Source organism: Butyrivibrio sp. WCD2001 (genome assembly GCF_000424485.1).
Taxonomy (GTDB): Bacteria; Bacillota; Clostridia; order Lachnospirales; family Lachnospiraceae; genus Butyrivibrio.
In genome coordinates this window covers 31,068-49,356 of sequence record NZ_AUJZ01000009.1, presented here as the reverse complement: position 1 = coordinate 49,356, position 18,289 = coordinate 31,068, and the positions used below count along the sequence as shown (strand labels likewise).

The following is an 18,289-nucleotide window of genomic DNA, read 5'->3' as shown; positions in this document are numbered from 1 at the left end:
TTTTACTTGCATTTTGATTATTATCGTGATATTTTAGTCTAAGCATAAAACTTATGCGCAAAAGTAACCGCCAATCAACACATTTGATTGGCAAAGTGCACAATTAAGGAGGGTAACATGAAAAAGAAAGTATTATCTATTCTTCTGGCTGGAACAATGGTTCTTAGCATGACAGCTTGCGGCGGCAACTCAGGTTCAGATGCCGACACATCTGCTGATACAGCTGAGTCTACAGAGACAGCCGCTGACACAACAGAGGCTGCTGATACAGCCGCTGACACAACTGAGGCTGCTGATACAGCTTCAGACTCTACAGCTTCTGCAGGAGCTATCCGTCTTCTTAACGGTAAGCCCGAGATCAACGATCAGCTCAAAGAGCTCGCTGAGCTTTACAAGTCTGAAACAGGTAACGAAGTTGCTATCGAGACAATCGGTGGTGACACAAGCGCAGGTGATGAGCTTAAGAAAATGTACCAGGGCGACAACATGCCTGACATCTTCGTAATCGAAGCTAACCAGGCTGCTACATGGGACGGCATGCTTGCTGATCTTGCAGGTGAGGAATGGACAGATAAGACAGGATTCGAGCTCGTTGATGCTAACATGGGCACAATCGGATTCCCTTATACAGTAGAGGCTACTGCTCTTGGTTACAACGCTGACATCCTTTCACAGTGTGACGTTGATCCTTCTTCTCTTACAAGCCCCGCTGCTTGGAAAGAAGCTTGCGAGAAGATCGACGCTAAGAAGGATGAGCTTGGTCTTACAGCAGTATTTGCATGGTGCGCAGAGCCCACAAACCTTGGATGGTCTTCAGGTACACACGTATTTGGTCAGTACCTTGATGCTGGTCTTAAGGCTGATGACACAAAGTACATCGACATGCTTAACGATGGCGGTACAATTGATGAAGCAAGAATGAAGGATTTCGCTGAGTTCGTTGGAATGATGAACGAGTACGCAGATAAGGATCACCTTCTTGTTGACGGAACATATGACGAGCAGGTTGCCGGATTTAAGGATGGCAAGTTCGCATTCATCACACAGGGTAACTGGTGTGTAACATCTCCTGATGATGTAAGCTTCGAAGTTGGTTTCGCTCCTTATGCATTTGAGGATGGTATCAACACAATCATCGCAGGACCTCCGTCATACTGGGTAGCTTACAAGGACGGCAACGTAGATGCAGCTAAGGCATTCTTCAACTGGTGCGCAGGTTCTTCTGCACAGGATATCCTTGTAAACAAGGCTGGTCTTGTATCTCCTTTCGATGATTGCGAGTTTGAAGCTACAAATCCTTTCTACAAGAGCATGAAGAGCTACATCGATGCTGGCAACTACAGCGGATGGCACACAATGCTTAAGAAGGATGGTCTTCAGAACGAGACATGTCAGGTATTTGCTGATTATGCTAAGGGATCAATCGCAGATGCTGACGAGTTCGTATCTAAGATTTCTGCAGTAATCAAGAGTTACTACGCTGAATAATCAAAGTTAAAACTGTTAGTTATCGGGCAGAGCAAATGCTCTGCCCGATTTATCTAAACCACTGAAACATCGTCACCCCATTATCCCGGAACAAAGGAGCTTCCACTATGAAAACACCTTCTACCTCAAAAGGAGTATTTTCTTTCATTTGTCTGATAGCAGGTCTTGGTCTTCTGATTTGGTCTCTTATGCTTGACTTCACGAAGTCCCAGGCTTCATTCCGTGGTGCCACACTCATCATTGGTATTATTGGAATAGTTTTAGGTTTATACTTTTTCCCGACACTTAAATATCATCGCACAATTATAAATATACTTTTCTTATTCCCTCTTCTGTTTGCCTTTTTGGTAACAGTTATCATTCCTCTTTTCCTCGGTATCGGATATTCATTTACCGATTGGGATGGTATCAGGGTTAGGAATTCCGTTGGACTCGTAAATTACACAAGTATGTTTTCACAGCCCAGTTTCCTCTGGTCTATATTTTTAACATTCTTGTTTGTTGTATGTAACATGATAATGGTTAATCTGGTTGCTTTCCTTCTTGCCCTTCTTTGCACATCAAAAATCAAGGGCCTCGGATTTTTCAGGGCAGCTTACTTCTTACCTAACCTTATCGGTGGTATCGTACTAGGCTATATATGGCAGTTCATTTTCAGTAATGTTGTAACAAAACTCTTGAATACACAGTATTCAATGATTGCCGATACAGGCACTGCTTTCCTCGCGGTAATCATCGTATACATCTGGCAGTACGCAGGTTATATAATGCTCATCTATATCACAGGTCTCAATACAATACCCGGAGATGTTCTTGAAGCATCTGCAATTGACGGAGCTAATCCCATGCAGACTCTTTTCGAGATAAAGATTCCCATGATTGCTCCCACAATCACGATTTGTACGTTCCTTACTCTTACAAGTGCTTTCAAGCAGTTCGATGTAAACCTTGCACTTACTAATGGTAAAGGATCTGTAGATATTTTCGGACAGTACCTGACAAACGGAACCGAGATGCTCGCTCTTAACATCTATAACACAGCTGTTATAAAGAACAATTACGCACTCGGCCAGGCAAAAGCCGTATTGTTCTTCATCATACTGGCTTGCGTTTCAATACTTCAGGTTCGCATATCTAACAAGAAGGAGGTGGAATTATAATGCATACCAAGGAAAAGACTTCAAACGTTATTATCCGTTTCATTATTGCAATTATAATCGCAGCTTATGTGCTGTTCCCTTTCTTCCTTGTAGTTATCAACTCTTTCAAGGATTCCAATGAGATTACAGCAAATCCCATCGGACTGAATGGAGCATCTTTTGCGAAGCTTGTTAGAAATCTTAATGATGTTATAAATAACTCCAGTTTCACATTCTGGCAGACCTTTGGATATTCAGCACTTATTACTGTTCTTTCCCTTGCACTGCTCGCTCTGTTCGGCGCTATGGCAGCATGGGTTATCTGCCGTAATAAGACTGTATGGTCAAATGTGATTTACTTCACATTCATCGCATCAATGATCATTCCTTTCCAGGTAGTTATGCTTCCTCTTATCTCTACTTTCAGAGATGTCGGAAAGTTCATTGGTATCCCGATGCTTAAGTCAGTTCCCGGTATTGTTTTCGCATACCTTGGATTCGGCGGCGCAATGACAGTATTCATTCTTGTAGGATTTATTAAGGGAATTCCTTATGATCTTGAAGAAGCAGCATCTATTGACGGATGCTCACCCGAGCAGGTATTTTTCAAGGTAATTTTCCCGCTCCTCACACCTGTTATCACAACAGTAACCATTCTTAATGGTATGTGGATCTGGAACGATTATCTTCTGCCTTCAATGATGCTTGGTCAGAACGGTCCCGTAAAGACTCTTCCTGTAGCAGTTCAGGCCTTTGTCGGTTCCTACGTTAAGCAGTGGAACCTGATTCTGGCAGCTGCACTTCTTGCTATCCTGCCCATGATTATTCTTTTCCTGATCGCTCAGAAACAGATTATGGAAGGTATGATTGAAGGTGCAGTAAAAGGCTAATAAAACCCATTCCATTCTTTTACCCCATGGCAGTTCACCTCTGCCATGGGGTATTTTATTGATAAAGCGACGGCCTTAAATTAGGGGTATAAATCTTATATTTGCTCGTGGTGGACCGGGAACTCCAAAGAGCCCTGGACATCAATTTATTGTTTTAGGGATAATATTTGATATCAGTTCCGCACATTTTTCAAGGTCTGCAGATTCTTCATTGGCTTCAGAGAAGCGGCCTTCTGTGTTGCTGTCGATGTCGAGGACTCCGATGACTACCCCGACTTTGTTTCTAAGGGGGATAACGATTTCAGAGCGGGCTTCGCTGTCGCAGGCGATGTAGCCTGAAAACTGTGATACGTCAGGGACGATGAGCGTTTTGTTTTCAGAAGCGGAAACGCCGCAGACACCGCGGTCAAGTGCAATATGAGTGCATGCCACTTTTCCCTGGAAGGGTCCAAGGATAAGTTCTTTATCGTTACCCTTATCAGTCATTAAATAGAATCCCACCCAGCTTACATCAGGGAGCTGTTGCCACAGGCAGGCTGCCACATTGGAAAGATTTGTGATGTACCAGTCATTTTCTTCTATTACTGCTTCTACATAATTTGATAATGCCATTTATCTATTCCTCCGGAATTTTCTATTTTGTACAATCTAATCAATGTCAGTATCATATCACAAATGACAAAATCATGAAACAATACACAAAAAATCACGTACCGAACTGCCCTATAGACTAATCCGGTACGTGCATATAACGTTTTAACAACGTTTTGTACTTTATTCAGTTTGTGATGAAACTTTTTTCAAACTATCCTACTAATGGTCTCCTGTTATGTAAAACGATCGTATTCTGCAAATATCAGTTTACATTAACCATGATAGCTGCTGTTCTGCCTCCCTTGTGAGCGTAGATACGTGTTGAGCCATGTCCCTGAGCTCTGATGTTACCATGATCATCAACTGCAGCAATTCCCCAGTCCTCACTCTGGAACTGTACACTACCGGTCTTGCCTTCTTCAATTGTGTATGCCCATACAGAATATCCCTCGCCGAGGTCAAGTGTTACTGCGGGCTTGCTGAGCCAAATCTTATAAACCTTGCCCTTTTCGTCAGAGCCCTTTCCGCTGCGTGCAAGATAGCTTCCCTTTGCAACGTCTACACAAACAGTTGCTGAATAGCCCTTCTTATCCTTAACCTTAATCTCAGCGCTTCCAACCTTCTTAGTCTGGATTACTCCATCCTTTGTTACTGAAACAACTGCTTTGTTGTTAGTCTTATAAGTTACATTTCCTGTTGCCTTCTTAACAATAATCTGAGCCTTTGCACCAGGCTTAAGAGTGATGCCTGCTCCACCGTTGCCGTCCTTAGTCAAAGTAACTTTGACTGTCTTATCAGCAGCCTGTGCACGAGTAGGTATTGCTATAAAGCAAAGTGTTGCAGCCAATGTGACTGCCAACATAGTTGACATAATTCTTTTGAAAGTATTACCCATAAGACAAATTCTCCTTTCACAAAAACCATCACATATCTTTTTTCTTTGCTTTTCCCCCACAGTTATATTATTAGCACTTCTATATTGAGAAGTAAACGTTTAATCCGATAACTTAACCAACATTTTAGAATTGATTTATAGTTCCTTAAAAATAACGAAATTTTAATCTATTCTTAAGTCGAAAACCCTTTTCAAAAACCAAAAACAACAAAAAAGTACCCTATAGCTCAAAGAGTTTATAGGGTACTTATGCCCATTATTATGCGTGTTTATCATAGCAGTGCCGGATCATGTCTGAACATACTCTCTATATCTTTTGTGAAAATAATTTTAGCTGACTTGATTTCAAGTCCGCCCTGTGCAAAATAGAGCTTAAGGTAGAAATTTCCAATCATCGCAGGGCCAAGGCCGATTTTAATGGTCTGCCATTCCTTATCCATTCCGGTCAGAGTAACTGATTTTACCAGCATCTTATCCTGGAATACAGAGAACGGAAGCTGGGCTACATCAGGCTGATTATTAGCTCTGATGACGAGTTCTAAATCTGTAAGACACTTTCTGGGTGTGGTTATTACATAAGTAGTTGTCTCTCCCTTTCCAACCTTTATCCTGGAAGCGTCCAGGTCAAGCTCATCGCCATCAAACTTAAGCTTTATCATATCCTGAAGGACAGCATCTTCTGCCGAAATCGCAGCTGCAAGTTCCTTATCAAGTGCGGATTCCTCTCCGAGCATATGTCTGTAGGCCGGAGTTTTCAGCAGGAATTTGCAGATATTTATTGCACTTCTTACAAGCTCTGCACGGGTAAGTCTTCCCTCTGCAATGGCCACGTCAAGATCATCCTTGTTTGAATTATCCTCTGCGCTGGTATTTACCATGTTCAGATCATTCTGGGCACGAACCTGAGCGGATACATTCTGATAGCTTCCTGCAGCACCTGCCTCGTCGTTACCCATTGCCCACCAGTCGGTCATGACGATGCCATCAAATCCCCACTCTTCTCTCAAAATTGAAGTAAGAAGGTCATAGCTGCTGGCTGTCCAGATACCGTTTAAAGGTCCGTAGGTACTCATAAGTGCACGGGCTTTTCCCTCTCTTACAGCAATTTCAAAGCCTTTAAGATAGATTTCGCGAAGTGCCCTCTCCGATACGACGTTGTCAACAAAATGTCTCTTGTATTCCTGTGTATTGCCCGCAAAATGCTTAATTACACCTGTTACATCATATTTATGAAGACCACGGAGCTGAGCTGATACAAGCTTACCAGTGAGTATCGGATCCTCTGAAAAATACTCGAAGTTTCGACCGTTCAAAGGATTTCTGTGAATGTTCATACCGGGGCCGAGAAGTGCATCGATTCTGTTTCTCCTAAGGTCAAGTGCCTCCCAGTTAAAGAGCTTTTCATTTAATTCTTCATCAAAAGTACATGCAAGGCAGGTTCCGTTCGGAAGTGAAAATGCATGGGTTCCGCAGTCCATACGTATACCGCTGGGCCCATCGGAGCAGCCTCCGACAGGAATACCAAAATCTGAGAGTCTGTCTGTCACTCCGCCGTAAGCACCTGCTATTCCCGCAGTTACCTTGGGAGAACACATTCCCTCGCCGCGCATCATAGCAATGAGGTCCTTATCGGAAAGCTGGGCTATGAAACCCTCAATGGAAACATTCTTCTCTTCCACGTCCTTAAGCTTAAAGCCTTTGTCACCGGAATAAGGAAGTGCTTTCGGAAGTCTGTCTTTTCTCTTTTTATTAGGATCAAGCGTCCTAGTAGGTGCTTTCTCATATTTTGCAGTGTAGCTATTGCCACCCTTTCCACCGGCACAAGGCTTCAATCTCTCAAATTCCTTAACCGGGGCGTAGCTCTCCTCGCACTTACAGATTACTTCGAGCTTCTTAAGCTCAAATTCACCTGCTGCTTCTGCGCTTCTGACATCATTACCTGCATAGATTCTGTAGGTTCCGGCCTCCATGACATAGGATGACTTATTTTTTGTAGCCCCACCGTCATCATAGGAACTCATCCAGTACTTTGGAATATCAAACTCCATGCTCTGCATCTGACCGGGCTTAAGGACGTCTGTCTTTGCAAAGGCTACAAGTGCTCTGGAAGGTTTGCCAAGAACACCCTGCGGAGCCTCAACATAAACCTGAACAACCTCTTTTCCTGCCCTGTCACCTGTATTGGTAACAAGAACTTCCAGTGAGGCGCCTTCTGTCGCGTCGTAATCAAACTCGCCTAAAGCTATATCAAAAGTCGTATATGACAATCCAAATCCAAAAGGATACATTACCTTGTCCTTTGCGAAGGTCTCAAAATAGCGATATCCTACGTAAATATCCTCAGACTGGAAGTTCCTCTTCTCTGAGCCGAAATTCGCTGTGGAAGCATAATCCTCGATATTATAAGCAATTGTATCGGACAGTTTTCCTGAAGGGTTCACATCCCCCGTGAGCACATCCAGAACGGCATTTCCGCCCTCCTGACCGCCCTGCCATACATAGAGAACAGCCTCGGGGTTAATCTCTGTTACCCACTTCATATCGATGATATTACCGACATTCAGAAGAACAATCGTGCGCTTAAAGGCCTTGCAGACCTTCTTCAGGGCAGCCTTCTCCTCATCTGTAAGAAGATAGCTTCCCTGCTCATTTTTATTGTCCTGATCCTCTCCGGCGGTTCTTCCGATTATAAAAACCGCAGCATCGGATTCAGCTGACGCTTTCTTTAAAAGCGCATCCTCAAGAGGCATCTCCTTCTGAAACCAGGGCTCTCCTGCCCATCCTATGCCGACATCAAAAGGATTCTCTTTTACGAATGCCTCATAGGCTTTGCGAACATCCTTGTTTACTTTGATTTTCTTTGAAGCGGCCAGAGCCTCATAGATTCCGACAACATAGTCAACGTTAACCATGCCGCCCGAACCGGTTCCACTCTTGTAGTAATTCATCTGGCTTCTTCCGAAAACAGCGATCTTTGCACCCTTCTCAAGGGGAAGAGCATTTTTATCATTTTTCAAAAGGACGATACCCTCTGCCGCAGCTGCGCGTGCAGTTTTTGCAAACTGTTTTATATCCCATGTTTTTCCCATAAAAAACTACCTCATTTTCCTGTATTCATACACCGCATTATAAACAACAATGCGGGATACTGATTTTTGCATATCATAATTATGCAACATAAAAACAAGAAAATGAAGTAGTTATATTTGTCTTTTTATGTATTTTTCAAATAGAAGTTCTGCTTCTCGCGCTGGGCCGGGCAGAACGGCTCTTATACGTTTATCTCAGCGGAGAGGCCAAGCTCATCCTTGTTGGCTTCGAGAATGGGATTCACAACCTCGTTTAAGAATCTCTCAACCTGATGTGCACTGCAGCCTGTGTATTTCTTAGGATCCATGCACTCCTTGATCTTATCCTCTGTCATGTGGAAAGCGGGATCCTTAACGATCATATCAAGAAGATCGTTGTCGAGACCGTCCTTCTTTACATGGTCTCCTGCTATCATGGAAAGCTCTCTAATCTTCTCATGAAGCTCCTGTCTGTTTCCACCAAGCTTAACGGCATCCATCATGATATTCTCGGTAGCCATGAAAGGAAGCTCTGACATGAGGCGCTTCTCGATAACCTTGGGATATACAACAAGGCCGTCTGTTACATTCATGCAAAGATCAAGAATACCATCAATTGCAAGGAAGCCCTCGGGAATTGAAAGTCTCTTGTTTGCAGAATCATCAAGTGTTCTCTCGAACCACTGTGAAATCTCGGTGATAGCGGGATTCAATGTATCAACAATTACGTATCTTGAAAGTGAGCAGATTCTCTCACTTCTCATGGGATTTCTCTTATAAGCCATAGCTGAAGAGCCAATCTGTTTAGCCTCATGGGGCTCCTCAACTTCCTTAAGATGCTGAAGAAGTCTGATATCCTGAGCCATCTTTGTAGCAGATGATGCGATTCCCGCAAGGACATTAACAACCTTCATGTCGATCTTACGGCTGTAGGTCTGACCTGAAACCGCCATACAACCCTTGAAGCCCATCTTGTCAGCTAGCATGGGATCAAGCTTATCAACCTTTGTAAGGTCTCCGTCAAAAAGTTCAAGGAAAGATGCCTGTGTTCCGGTAGTTCCCTTTGAACCAAGAAGTTTCATATTATCAAGAACATAATCAAGGTCCTCAAGATCGATAGTGAAGTCCTGAAGCCAGAGTGATGCTCTTTTACCTACTGTTGTAGGCTGTGCCGGCTGAAAATGTGTGAATCCGAGTGTCGGCAGATCCTTGTACTCATCAGCGAACTTTGCAAGGCAGCTGATAACATTGAGGAGCTTTCTGCGAACAAGCTTAAGTGCCTCGGTCATGATAATGATGTCTGTGTTGTCTCCGACATAGCAGCTTGTAGCGCCGAGGTGAATGATTCCTGCAGCCTTAGGACACTGCTGGCCGTACGCATATACATGGCTCATTACGTCGTGGCGAACTTCCTTCTCACGGGCAATGGCAACTTCATAGTTGATGTCTTCCTGGTGTGACTTAAGCTCATCAATCTGTTCCTGTGTGATGTTAAGTCCGAGTTCCTTTTCAATTTCCGCAAGTGAGATCCAGAGCTTTCTCCAGGTCTTGAATTTCATGTCCTGTGAAAAGATGTACTGCATTTCCTTACTTGCGTAACGCTCTGAAAGCGGGCTACTGTATCTGTCTGTACTCATATTATCCTCCTAAATGATTTACGCTTCGAAGTCTCCCCTGATATCTTCATCCGGCGGAGCAATGGGGTAATCTCCCGTGAAGCACCCCTTACATATATCAAACTTGTTATTTACCAGTTCACTGAGTCGTTCCTCTCTCAAATAACCGAGAGAATCAGCTCCGATAATCTTACATATCTCATCGATACTGCGGTTATAGGCGATCAGCTGCTCTCTTGCAGGTACGTCGGTTCCGAAGTAGCAAGGCCATAAAAACGGCGGCGATGATACTCTCATATGAACCTCGGTAGCTCCCGCATCCCTGAGCATTCTTACAATCCTGTCCGAAGTGGTACCGCGAACGATTGAATCGTCTATCATTATAACTCGTTTTCCCTCAACGGCGTTTTTAAGGGCATTCAGTTTTACCTGAACACTGCTCTCACGGCTCTTCTGCCCCGGCTTTATGAAGGTTCTGCCGATATACTGGTTCTTCACAAAAGCCTGTCCGTAAGGGATACCGGACTCCATTGAATATCCAAGTGCAGCGCAGTTACCTGATTCCGGAACACCGACAACCACATCCGCTTCCACCGGTGAATCCATTGCCAAAAAGCGCCCTGCTTTTATTCTGGATTCATAGACACTCACTCCGTCAAGCACGCTGTCCGGTCTTGCAAAATAAATATATTCGAATATGCAATGGCCGTGCTTAACGCTGTTGGTCATCTGAAGATTGGATTCAATACCCTTCTCCGGAGAGATGGTCACTATCTCTCCCGGCTCAACATTTCTGATGAACTCTGCGCCGATTGTATCAAGCGCGCAGGTCTCGGATGCAAGAATGTAGCTGTTATCTCTCTTACCAATTACAAGCGGTCTGAAGCCATTGGGATCCCTTGCTCCGATGAGCTTCCTGGGCGACATGATAACCAGGGAATACGCACCCTTGATCTTCTTCATCGCGTTGGCAACAGCACCCTCAACATTGGGAGTATTAAGCCTTTCTCTTGCAATATGATATGCGATAACCTCTGAATCTATCGTAGTCTGGAAAATCGCACCAGTATACGCAAGTTCCTCTCGAAGTTCCGGCGCATTTACAAGATTACCGTTGTGCGCCATCGCAAGTGTCCCCTTAACGTAATTAAGGACAAGGGGCTGAGCGTTTTCTCTGGTGCTGCTGCCGGCAGTTGAGTATCTCACATGCCCTACACCTATGTCACCATGCATCCCTGAAATGATCTCATGGTTAAACGCTTCATTTACCAGTCCCATGTCCTTATGACTTGTTACTTTTCCTTTCGGACCCATTGTTTCGCTGACAGCAATACCGCAGCTCTCCTGCCCTCGATGTTGTAGGGACAACAGTCCGTAATAAATCGAGGGTGCAACATCCCCGCCATCGAAATCATAGATTCCGAAGACACCGCACTCCTCACCTATCTTATCGTGTTCATTGTTAAAATATTTTGCCATTGAATTACCTACAAATAAATCTTTCCATACCCAACACAAAACATAGTACATTATCTCCTATTTATTAGCAATAAAAAATGAAAAAAGAATTTTATGCTCCGGGATATCTTTGTTCGAAGCGGTCGACCATGTCGAGGATTTCCTGGCGATAGACAGGATATTGGCGTACGAGCTCTTCTATCTCGTTTTTGGCATTGCCTGCCACAACATCGCGGTTGTAATCCATCTGCTTACGAAGAGACTGCCTCTGCTGCACAAGCTCGTGACGGATCTCGACCTCCTCGTTGTGATTTATGAGAGCAATCGCCTGGTGAATCCAGATCTCGGGATCCTTAATCCTGTACTTACGTAGTGCAAATACAAGCGCCTTCTGATTGGTATCCAGCTGCTTTTCTGCAATGGCATAGCGCTCGCGTTCATTTTTTTCCATAAGGTACTTATTGTACATCTGAAGCAGTTCCTTGGAATTGCTGATACCATACTTTAAGCACTCGTAATCTATAAGATTCCTGTTATTTACATAGCGGATCTTAACCGTATTCTGCAGCTGAATAAGACGTGCGATGGAATTAAGAATCACCTTCTTTTCTCTTCTCGCCTCATGAATCTTCTGATTGAGGAAAAGGAAAGCCAGCGCAGCTACCGTTATCGCCACCATATAGCCATAAATAACATTGAGCTTAAGTGCCAGAGATAAAACAGCAAGAGCTACCGTGATAACTCCAAGCGCCACAGCAACCACCAACATAAGTCTCTGCATATTGTCCAGAGATACCTCAATCTCGGCTCGTCTGAAATCGTAAGCCTGTCTCTCTCCGTCCAGTCTTCTAAGGTCATTCTTAACCTTTTTCTGGTGCTCCTCCGTCTCCTTTAGAGTTTCCGCGCTCTTCTTGACCTGATTATGAAGACGCTCCATCTTCTCAAATTCCTGGTCGGTCATTCTGCTCTTACGTCTGTTGAAGGTCTTCTGCTGCTCTTCACTGTCGAGAATACGTTGAGCACACTGATTAACCTCAGCGCGCTGCTCGGGCGGAAGTGCATCAATCTCTTCCATATCCCGCAGGTGTGAGGTAACTACACGGTATTCGAACTGAAGGTTATCCATCTCCCTGCTGGCCTCAGCCATCTGCTGAAGACAGTTTTCGATGTACTCATGCCTCTGTTCAGGGTCATCCATGTCTATATTTTTTCTTGTATAGACAATATCATTCCAGTTTTCCAGTTCGTTTTGCTGATGACGTTCTATTCGATATGTATCTTTTTTCTTGAAAAAATCAAAGAACCCCATTATTCAACCAATCCCCGATATTCTTCCTTCATATCCTTAGTAATTCTCTCCACCTCTTCGTAGTACTCGCTCATCTTAGCCCCGGAGCGGTACAATTCGAGACTTCTGACCTTGATATTCGCAGTGCTCGCATCATACAGATCATTGGCTTCATCCATGCGCTGCTCAAGCTTTAAGGAAAGATTATGTGCCTCCTTATGTGAACTTACAAAGGAAACATACTCCTTTTCATCCATCATCATACGTTTCGCGGCAAGATAACCGAGATAAGACTCGTCTGCTCCGCCGTCCTCCCATGCCTTATGGAAAAACTCCGCAGCCACGTCATACATAAAAAGATGTGCGTACATGACTCCCTGATTATGCTCTATCTTGGATTTTATATTTTTATCCATTTCCGGCATATGCTTCAAAAGATAGTCGTATTCACTGAAAGCCTGAGTGATATGCCCCTGCTTCATCAAAAACTCAGCCCTGGACATGCGCTTTTCATAGATATCCATGTCCGCATTGCTTCTGAGTGTCTCCTCTGTGCTGTCGATTTCTTCCTTCGTGGAATATCCGACATAATCAAGAATCATTCCCGCAAGGGAAACAACAGAACACTTGTGAACTATCATGTGTCTCAGCTCATCGGCAAGCTTTTCAAGACCAAGTTCATTTCCTATCCAGTCTACAAGACTCATTTCAAAAGAATCCGCATCGATAAGAAATGCGTTCTGAGTTATACAATAGCAGAGCTCTTCTATTGAATAAATACGTCTGCCGATTTTCTCAAGATAATAAGGTTTTAAAGCGTACCTTCCGGTACAAAGAATAAGTCCTCTCATACCGAAATCTCCTCGCTCCACGACAGGCCGGAATTCTCAAAAAGCTCTCCGAAGCCCATGTCCTCGATATGTATTATAACCTTGTCCGCAGCCCTCATAGAGACTTTCATGCGAAGTCTCGTGGTTCTCGGAGGACGCTCCGGCAGGTCATTAAGTTCAATAGTATGTACATGCTTCTCACCTGCAGTGAGTGATGTGATGATAATATCTATATAATTCTCATCTTCCAGAATAAGGTCAAGGCTTGTGCCGATGTCATACCAGTTTTCACCGGCATCAAGAAGGGCATGATATGCCTCCTTGCCCTGCTTTTTTACAAGAAGTCCGATATTTGATTTTAGTTTACCGCCGTCAAGGAGCACATATTTTTCCATGCGCTCACTGGGGCCCACTTTCTCTCTAGCCGCAATGCTTGCACCCTTGCTGAAGAGATTGTTTCCTTGGAATACACGCCTTGTTCTACATAAAAACTCCAGAGATTTCTGCATCCACTGATCCCTGAATCCGTCGCCCAGTAAAAATACGGAGCTGACAATTCTGCCCTCCATGGTCTTTTCGGCAAACTCCAAAAATTTCTGGTCAAGCCTTACTACCTGCTCCTCGCGCTCCTTCGCATTCTCGGAGAATCTCCCCTGCGAAAGCACCATCCCGCCGTATGTCGTTTTATCTATGGTAACAACAATGGGCTTTGTTCTGTGGTTGAGCTTCATGTCATAGACAGTCATCTCGCCGAAGCTGTAATCACAGGCGATAACCGCATGTGACAGAAGTTCATCGGGCTGATAAAGCATGTAGTGATAAAGGCTGTCCTCATAGCTCTGATAAAAGATATTCTTAACAGGAAGCGAAAGTGCTCCCGTAACCTCGGATAAAACCTCTATCATTCTGCTGTCCATGGTCCTTGTCGTAAATGCGATGGCATCTACCATGTCCATTGACAGTTCCATAGAGAGCAGGGAAAGTGTTCTTTTTACAAAAAGAGTCAGAAGCGAAACGGGATCATAGCCTGTTCCGTCTACATTCACACGCTTCCCTGATCTGGCAGCTTCAATAAGGCCGTCAACTCTGACGCCCTCCTCCGCTTCAATCTTAGCGATGGCTTCCTTTCCGTAAAACCACTGGTTAACGTCCTTGCGCTTACATAAAACAGTAGGGATATTGTAAGCCTCTGCGCCTGCAAGGGTTGAGAGTGTCTCCGGAAGGTCGGAATCAGACGCAAGAAAACTAATCTGCGAGACATCCTCTCCCAGATCGTAACCAAGTACATATCTTCTTGCGTTTTTTGATTCTTTGAAAAATTGCATTGTGCCCTCATCCGTCAGCTACGCTGACACCTTCCCCCACAGGGGGGAAGGCTTTATAACATCCTAAATAATTTATTGGTCATGAAACGCTTTCTGTAATACTCGGAAAGGAGTCTGTCCACAGTATCGTAATCCTGAAGCGTCTTGCCGATCATAATGTCGTTGATTATAGAGTAACGTCCGACAATGGTCTCCTGAACTATATCGTTCTTGGAGATAGCTCCGCTCTCCGTCAATTTCTCACCGCGGCCGTTGTAGTTCTCCTCGGTGATGTAATACTGGATCTGCTCACCAAAGAAGAGTATAAATGAGGCGTCATATATACCTCTGTACATCTCCTGCATAGGTGCGGTCTTGTACTCCTCGTTCTCGTCCTCACTGGAGATATAGTGAACGATACACTTGGTCCCCGGTGTGGTTCTGTACTCGATTATTGACTTATCGCAGAACTGCCCCATCTGCGGAAGCTCGTTCTGATAGTACATGAAAAATGAAAAGTACACATTCTGATCCAAAAGCCTCTTTAAGAAGTCCTTCACAATCTCCTTGTCAGGCTTAAGGCCTACGTGGTTAGCCTCGGTAAAGCTCCTAAGGTATGCCATTCTGCACACATCAAGTAGCTCTACGCCCTCCTTCGAAAGTGTGGCAATTCTCTCAAAAACATAGCTGTCCGTAACCATGTTGTCCACGAAGTAATCGTTGGCCGATTTTGCAAGAAAAGCTCTCTCAAGCTCATCTCCGCCGCCGCTCTTTTCCACATAGCTTCTGAAAAGAGCAATCTTATCGCCGATGTGTGCTCCGGTGTAAAGTATCTGAGTAAGAATTCTCTTAGACAGTTCAAATACATCAACACTTAGATTGTTCGCGGTTTTCCAGAGGTCTCTCATCTCCTTGACGGTTCCGCTATAGTTTGCCGCAAGGAAAGTCAGAAGCTGCTCATCATACTTCGCATGAGAGAACGCATACCAGGCTATCTTAGCATTGTCCTCAGTATTCTCGAGCGACTCATTATCCATAAGTCTGCCGAAAAGTCGCATAACAATTCTGGGATCAAGCTTGTGCGTGCCAAACCTGTGAACCAGCTTATAAGCCTTATCGTAGTTACCTGACATAACCATGAGCTCAAACATCGTGCTTCTGTCAGCAGTTCCGAGATCCTCCATAGTAACCTCATCCATGTACTCCGCAAGCTGACGCTCAAAGTTATTTTCATAATAGAACCTTATAAGGCTCTCTCTTATATGCTTTCTGCAAATGGACCTGATCTTGGGATCACTGGCAAGCTCCCTGAACCTTCCGACATTTTCCATCGTGATGGTATAAGAATTTTTCTCAATATCACAAAGGAAAAGCTCCACGCTCTCAGATCCCTTCTGGATATAAGGCGTTGCATAGGATGCAAGCTGTCCCACCAGCATGAGCTTTGAATTTATAAATGGTATGCCCTCTGCAAACCTGTTGTCATCGGAATCCGCAAGGAAAACTGAGTAATCGCTGCCATACAAAGGAACATAGGCAACTCCGCCCGCAAGCGGATACTCCACCTCTTTTTCCAGCTTGTCGTAGACAACAATCACCTTGGTCATGCGCTTGTTGTCAGTCCTTATCTCATTGCTGTATAAAATTCTCAAAACCTTGTCGGCATTGCTGGCATCAACCATCTGCCTCGTGAGCAGATTTTTATATAAATATCCGAGATCCTTGTTAATCCTACCCTTGTCCACCTGCTCTACGAGATACTTCTCAATCTGAAGCCTGTAGGAATCATAGATATCAGGATACTCGTCTCTGTGTTCATGAAGATACCTGTAGAGTATCGCATTCTTTTCATAATCAAGATTGCTCTGATAGGAAAAGAACATGAGTACCATCTTGGATATCTCGCAGGGAAGCATTCCATCCTCATCGAGATAAATGGCAGCCATATAGTACTCATAAAGCCTTGTGATATGAAGCTCCTCCTCAACACCGAGGGCATACCACTCGAAGGATTCGGGATCTGTTCTGTTCCCCTTTATCAAAAGCGAACATATTGCTTCCAGCGTAATCTTATCGGGATTAGTCTGATAGCAGGCCATGAGTATCTTGCACAGCTTCTCATTGTAGCCGCGCTCTCTGGAGCCTATGTAAACTATCTGGTCTATCAGATTCTGCTGAAGAACGCCCTTTTTCACTCCATAGGCAAGAGTCTGAAGTTCAAACTCCGAGGCCTTGGTAAGAAGTGTTGGCGACTCAAACATAAGGTTAAGTGCTTCTATAAAAATAATCGGGCTTCTGCAGCCGTCCTGGAATTGCTGCTCCATAAGCACCCATCTGCTGGTGGGGCTGTTAGCATACTCCTCCGATATGTATAAAAGAAGCCATGCGATTCTCCAGCTATCTGAATTTCTGGAGAATATACCTTCCATCATTCTGGATACTTCGTTGGTCGCATACTCATCTCTCTCAACAAGAGTAGTGAGATATAGATAATAACAGTAAAGGGTATCGTCGTCCGGATACTCCTCCTCCAGAACCGGCTTCATCTGGTCGAGTATCCATTTACCCTCGCTCACTCTCGATGCTGTAATCAGATACTGAGCTGTATATAATCTGAAAGCGGGATCCTTGGCATCCACCGCGTTCATTCTGTTAACAAGTTTTCCGCTCTCCGAAAGCCAGTCCCTTGAACCAATCTTCTTAAATCTGAAATCCTCATAGAGCTTAACAAGTTCTACTATGAGCTTTTTCTTCTCCATCTGTATGGATGAAAGGTGTTCTAATCCGAGATTCACCTTGGCGGTAACAGGAATCTTAACCTCCATATAAGGAGTTCTGAAGGTTATCAATCCAAAGTTATTGCCCTCATGCAAAAGACTTGCATCCACACGAAATTTAAAAAAGCAGTTATTTCCGATAAAATCGCTGTCGGTAAGGTCAAGAGAATCCGTGGAAAGAAAATCTCCGTCAAATTCAACTTCAACGCGCGTATACCCCCAACCGTTCCTGGAAAGCATCACGGTATGCTCCGAAACAGCTGTCGGATTATCTATTACAATCTCAGTCCTGTCGGGAATATAGCTTATCGGCTGTTTCTTTTTTATGGAAATAAGAAACTCCTCCATGTTCGCTTCGGACATGGGGACAGAAGAAAGCCCTCTGTACAGACTTTCAAAGCCACTCTCATTCTCCTGAAAAACATCGATAAATTCATCGGAATAAAAGAGTTTTCTTGCTTCATCCCAGTCGGTTTTTGCAAGATTTACAAAGTGAAACATGTTGCGAATCGGTCCCATACTGGACATCACGTGACTAATCTCCACGTTCACAACAAAAGGAAGCTGATATTCTCCCTGATTGGATATGACGGAGAACTCACCCTTGATGACATCACCGGCGCTAAGCCCCGTGCCATCAAACCTAAATCCCACCTCATATTCATAGCCGGAAAAATCAGCTGTCAGAACCTGCATACGGAGCTCAGAAGTAGAGATGAGCCCTTGCACAACCTTGTCCTTAGGTCCATAGATAATGAAGCTCCCTTCACAGACCTCCCCCGGTTTAATATTTAATTCCAGGCGCGGAAGTGAGAAGCTGAGCGTTCTTTCTATATTATCAAATTGTCCATTTAATAAGCGGTCAATTACACTATTCACGTAAAGAATTCCCCGAAAGAAAACATATTCCAAATTATTATAGCACAAAAAACACAAAGCCAC

General features: G+C 44.2%; 12 protein-coding genes. 3 read left to right on the top strand and 9 right to left on the bottom strand.

What is annotated here, in order from left to right; all coding sequences use genetic code 11:
- Positions 1-117 precede the first annotated feature (117 nt).
- The 3 genes from G630_RS0110015 (at position 118) to G630_RS0110005 (ending at position 3,517) form a co-directional block, all read left to right on the top strand.
- The gene (locus G630_RS0110015; RefSeq protein ID WP_026498489.1) at positions 118-1,488 is read left to right on the top strand and encodes an ABC transporter substrate-binding protein; all 1,371 of its coding nucleotides are present in this window, start codon (positions 118-120) and stop codon (positions 1,486-1,488) included.
- Positions 1,489-1,595: 107 nt separating this feature from the next.
- On the top strand, positions 1,596-2,648 hold the full coding sequence (locus G630_RS0110010; protein WP_026498488.1) for a carbohydrate ABC transporter permease: 1,053 nt from the start codon (positions 1,596-1,598) through the stop codon (positions 2,646-2,648).
- The gene (locus tag G630_RS0110005) at positions 2,648-3,517 is read left to right on the top strand and encodes a carbohydrate ABC transporter permease (protein ID WP_022760504.1); all 870 of its coding nucleotides are present in this window, start codon (positions 2,648-2,650) and stop codon (positions 3,515-3,517) included. Before G630_RS0110010 ends, G630_RS0110005 begins: the two co-directional genes overlap by 1 nt.
- Positions 3,518-3,658: 141 nt before the next feature.
- Here G630_RS0110005 and G630_RS0110000 read toward each other — a convergent pair whose 3' ends face one another.
- From G630_RS0110000 to G630_RS0109960, 9 genes are all read right to left on the bottom strand, one after another.
- On the bottom strand, positions 3,659-4,129 hold the full coding sequence (locus tag G630_RS0110000) for a GAF domain-containing protein (protein ID WP_026498487.1): 471 nt from the start codon (positions 4,127-4,129) through the stop codon (positions 3,659-3,661).
- A 244-nt stretch (positions 4,130-4,373) separates the two neighbouring features.
- The gene (locus G630_RS0109995; RefSeq protein ID WP_022760502.1) at positions 4,374-5,006 is read right to left on the bottom strand and encodes a hypothetical protein; all 633 of its coding nucleotides are present in this window, start codon (positions 5,004-5,006) and stop codon (positions 4,374-4,376) included.
- A 272-nt stretch (positions 5,007-5,278) separates the two neighbouring features.
- A complete protein-coding gene (locus G630_RS0109990; RefSeq protein ID WP_026498486.1) occupies positions 5,279-8,095 on the bottom strand; it encodes a glycoside hydrolase family 3 protein in 2,817 nt (938 codons plus the stop codon).
- A 182-nt stretch (positions 8,096-8,277) separates the two neighbouring features.
- Positions 8,278-9,711, bottom strand: a complete 1,434-nt coding sequence (gene purB / locus G630_RS0109985; protein ID WP_026498485.1) for an adenylosuccinate lyase — start codon at positions 9,709-9,711, stop codon at positions 8,278-8,280.
- 18 nt (positions 9,712-9,729) lie between these two features.
- The gene (gene purF, locus G630_RS0109980) at positions 9,730-11,169 is read right to left on the bottom strand and encodes an amidophosphoribosyltransferase (RefSeq protein ID WP_026498484.1); all 1,440 of its coding nucleotides are present in this window, start codon (positions 11,167-11,169) and stop codon (positions 9,730-9,732) included.
- A 91-nt stretch (positions 11,170-11,260) separates the two neighbouring features.
- Positions 11,261-12,457: a hypothetical protein gene (locus G630_RS0109975; protein ID WP_022760498.1), complete on the bottom strand. Its 1,197-nt coding sequence runs from the start codon at positions 12,455-12,457 to the stop codon at positions 11,261-11,263.
- Complete coding sequence (locus tag G630_RS23530; protein WP_022760497.1) at positions 12,457-13,287, bottom strand: hypothetical protein; 831 nt, start codon at positions 13,285-13,287, stop codon at positions 12,457-12,459. The genes G630_RS0109975 and G630_RS23530 overlap by 1 nt, the downstream gene beginning before the upstream one ends.
- Positions 13,284-14,591 carry a DUF5716 family protein gene (locus tag G630_RS0109965; protein WP_026498483.1) on the bottom strand — a complete coding sequence of 436 codons (1,308 nt, stop codon included), beginning with the start codon at positions 14,589-14,591 and terminating at the stop codon, positions 13,284-13,286. Before G630_RS0109965 ends, G630_RS23530 begins: the two co-directional genes overlap by 4 nt.
- 53 nt (positions 14,592-14,644) lie before the next feature.
- On the bottom strand, positions 14,645-18,226 hold the full coding sequence (locus tag G630_RS0109960) for a DUF5717 family protein (RefSeq protein ID WP_026498482.1): 3,582 nt from the start codon (positions 18,224-18,226) through the stop codon (positions 14,645-14,647).
- Positions 18,227-18,289 lie beyond the last annotated feature (63 nt).

Excerpts from the sequence above, each read along its gene's own strand:
- G630_RS0110015 (WP_026498489.1), top strand. The coding sequence starts at position 118 with ATGAAAAAGAAAGTATTATCTATTCTTCTGGCTGGAACAATGGTTCTT.
- G630_RS0110010 (WP_026498488.1), top strand. The coding sequence starts at position 1,596 with ATGAAAACACCTTCTACCTCAAAAGGAGTATTTTCTTTCATTTGTCTG.
- G630_RS0110005 (WP_022760504.1), top strand. The coding sequence starts at position 2,648 with ATGCATACCAAGGAAAAGACTTCAAACGTTATTATCCGTTTCATTATT.
- G630_RS0110000 (WP_026498487.1), bottom strand. The coding sequence starts at position 4,129 with ATGGCATTATCAAATTATGTAGAAGCAGTAATAGAAGAAAATGACTGG.
- G630_RS0109995 (WP_022760502.1), bottom strand. The coding sequence starts at position 5,006 with ATGGGTAATACTTTCAAAAGAATTATGTCAACTATGTTGGCAGTCACA.
- G630_RS0109990 (WP_026498486.1), bottom strand. The coding sequence starts at position 8,095 with ATGGGAAAAACATGGGATATAAAACAGTTTGCAAAAACTGCACGCGCA.
- purB (WP_026498485.1), bottom strand. The coding sequence starts at position 9,711 with ATGAGTACAGACAGATACAGTAGCCCGCTTTCAGAGCGTTACGCAAGT.
- purF (WP_026498484.1), bottom strand. The coding sequence starts at position 11,169 with ATGGCAAAATATTTTAACAATGAACACGATAAGATAGGTGAGGAGTGC.
- G630_RS0109975 (WP_022760498.1), bottom strand. The coding sequence starts at position 12,457 with ATGGGGTTCTTTGATTTTTTCAAGAAAAAAGATACATATCGAATAGAA.
- G630_RS23530 (WP_022760497.1), bottom strand. The coding sequence starts at position 13,287 with ATGAGAGGACTTATTCTTTGTACCGGAAGGTACGCTTTAAAACCTTAT.
- G630_RS0109965 (WP_026498483.1), bottom strand. The coding sequence starts at position 14,591 with ATGCAATTTTTCAAAGAATCAAAAAACGCAAGAAGATATGTACTTGGT.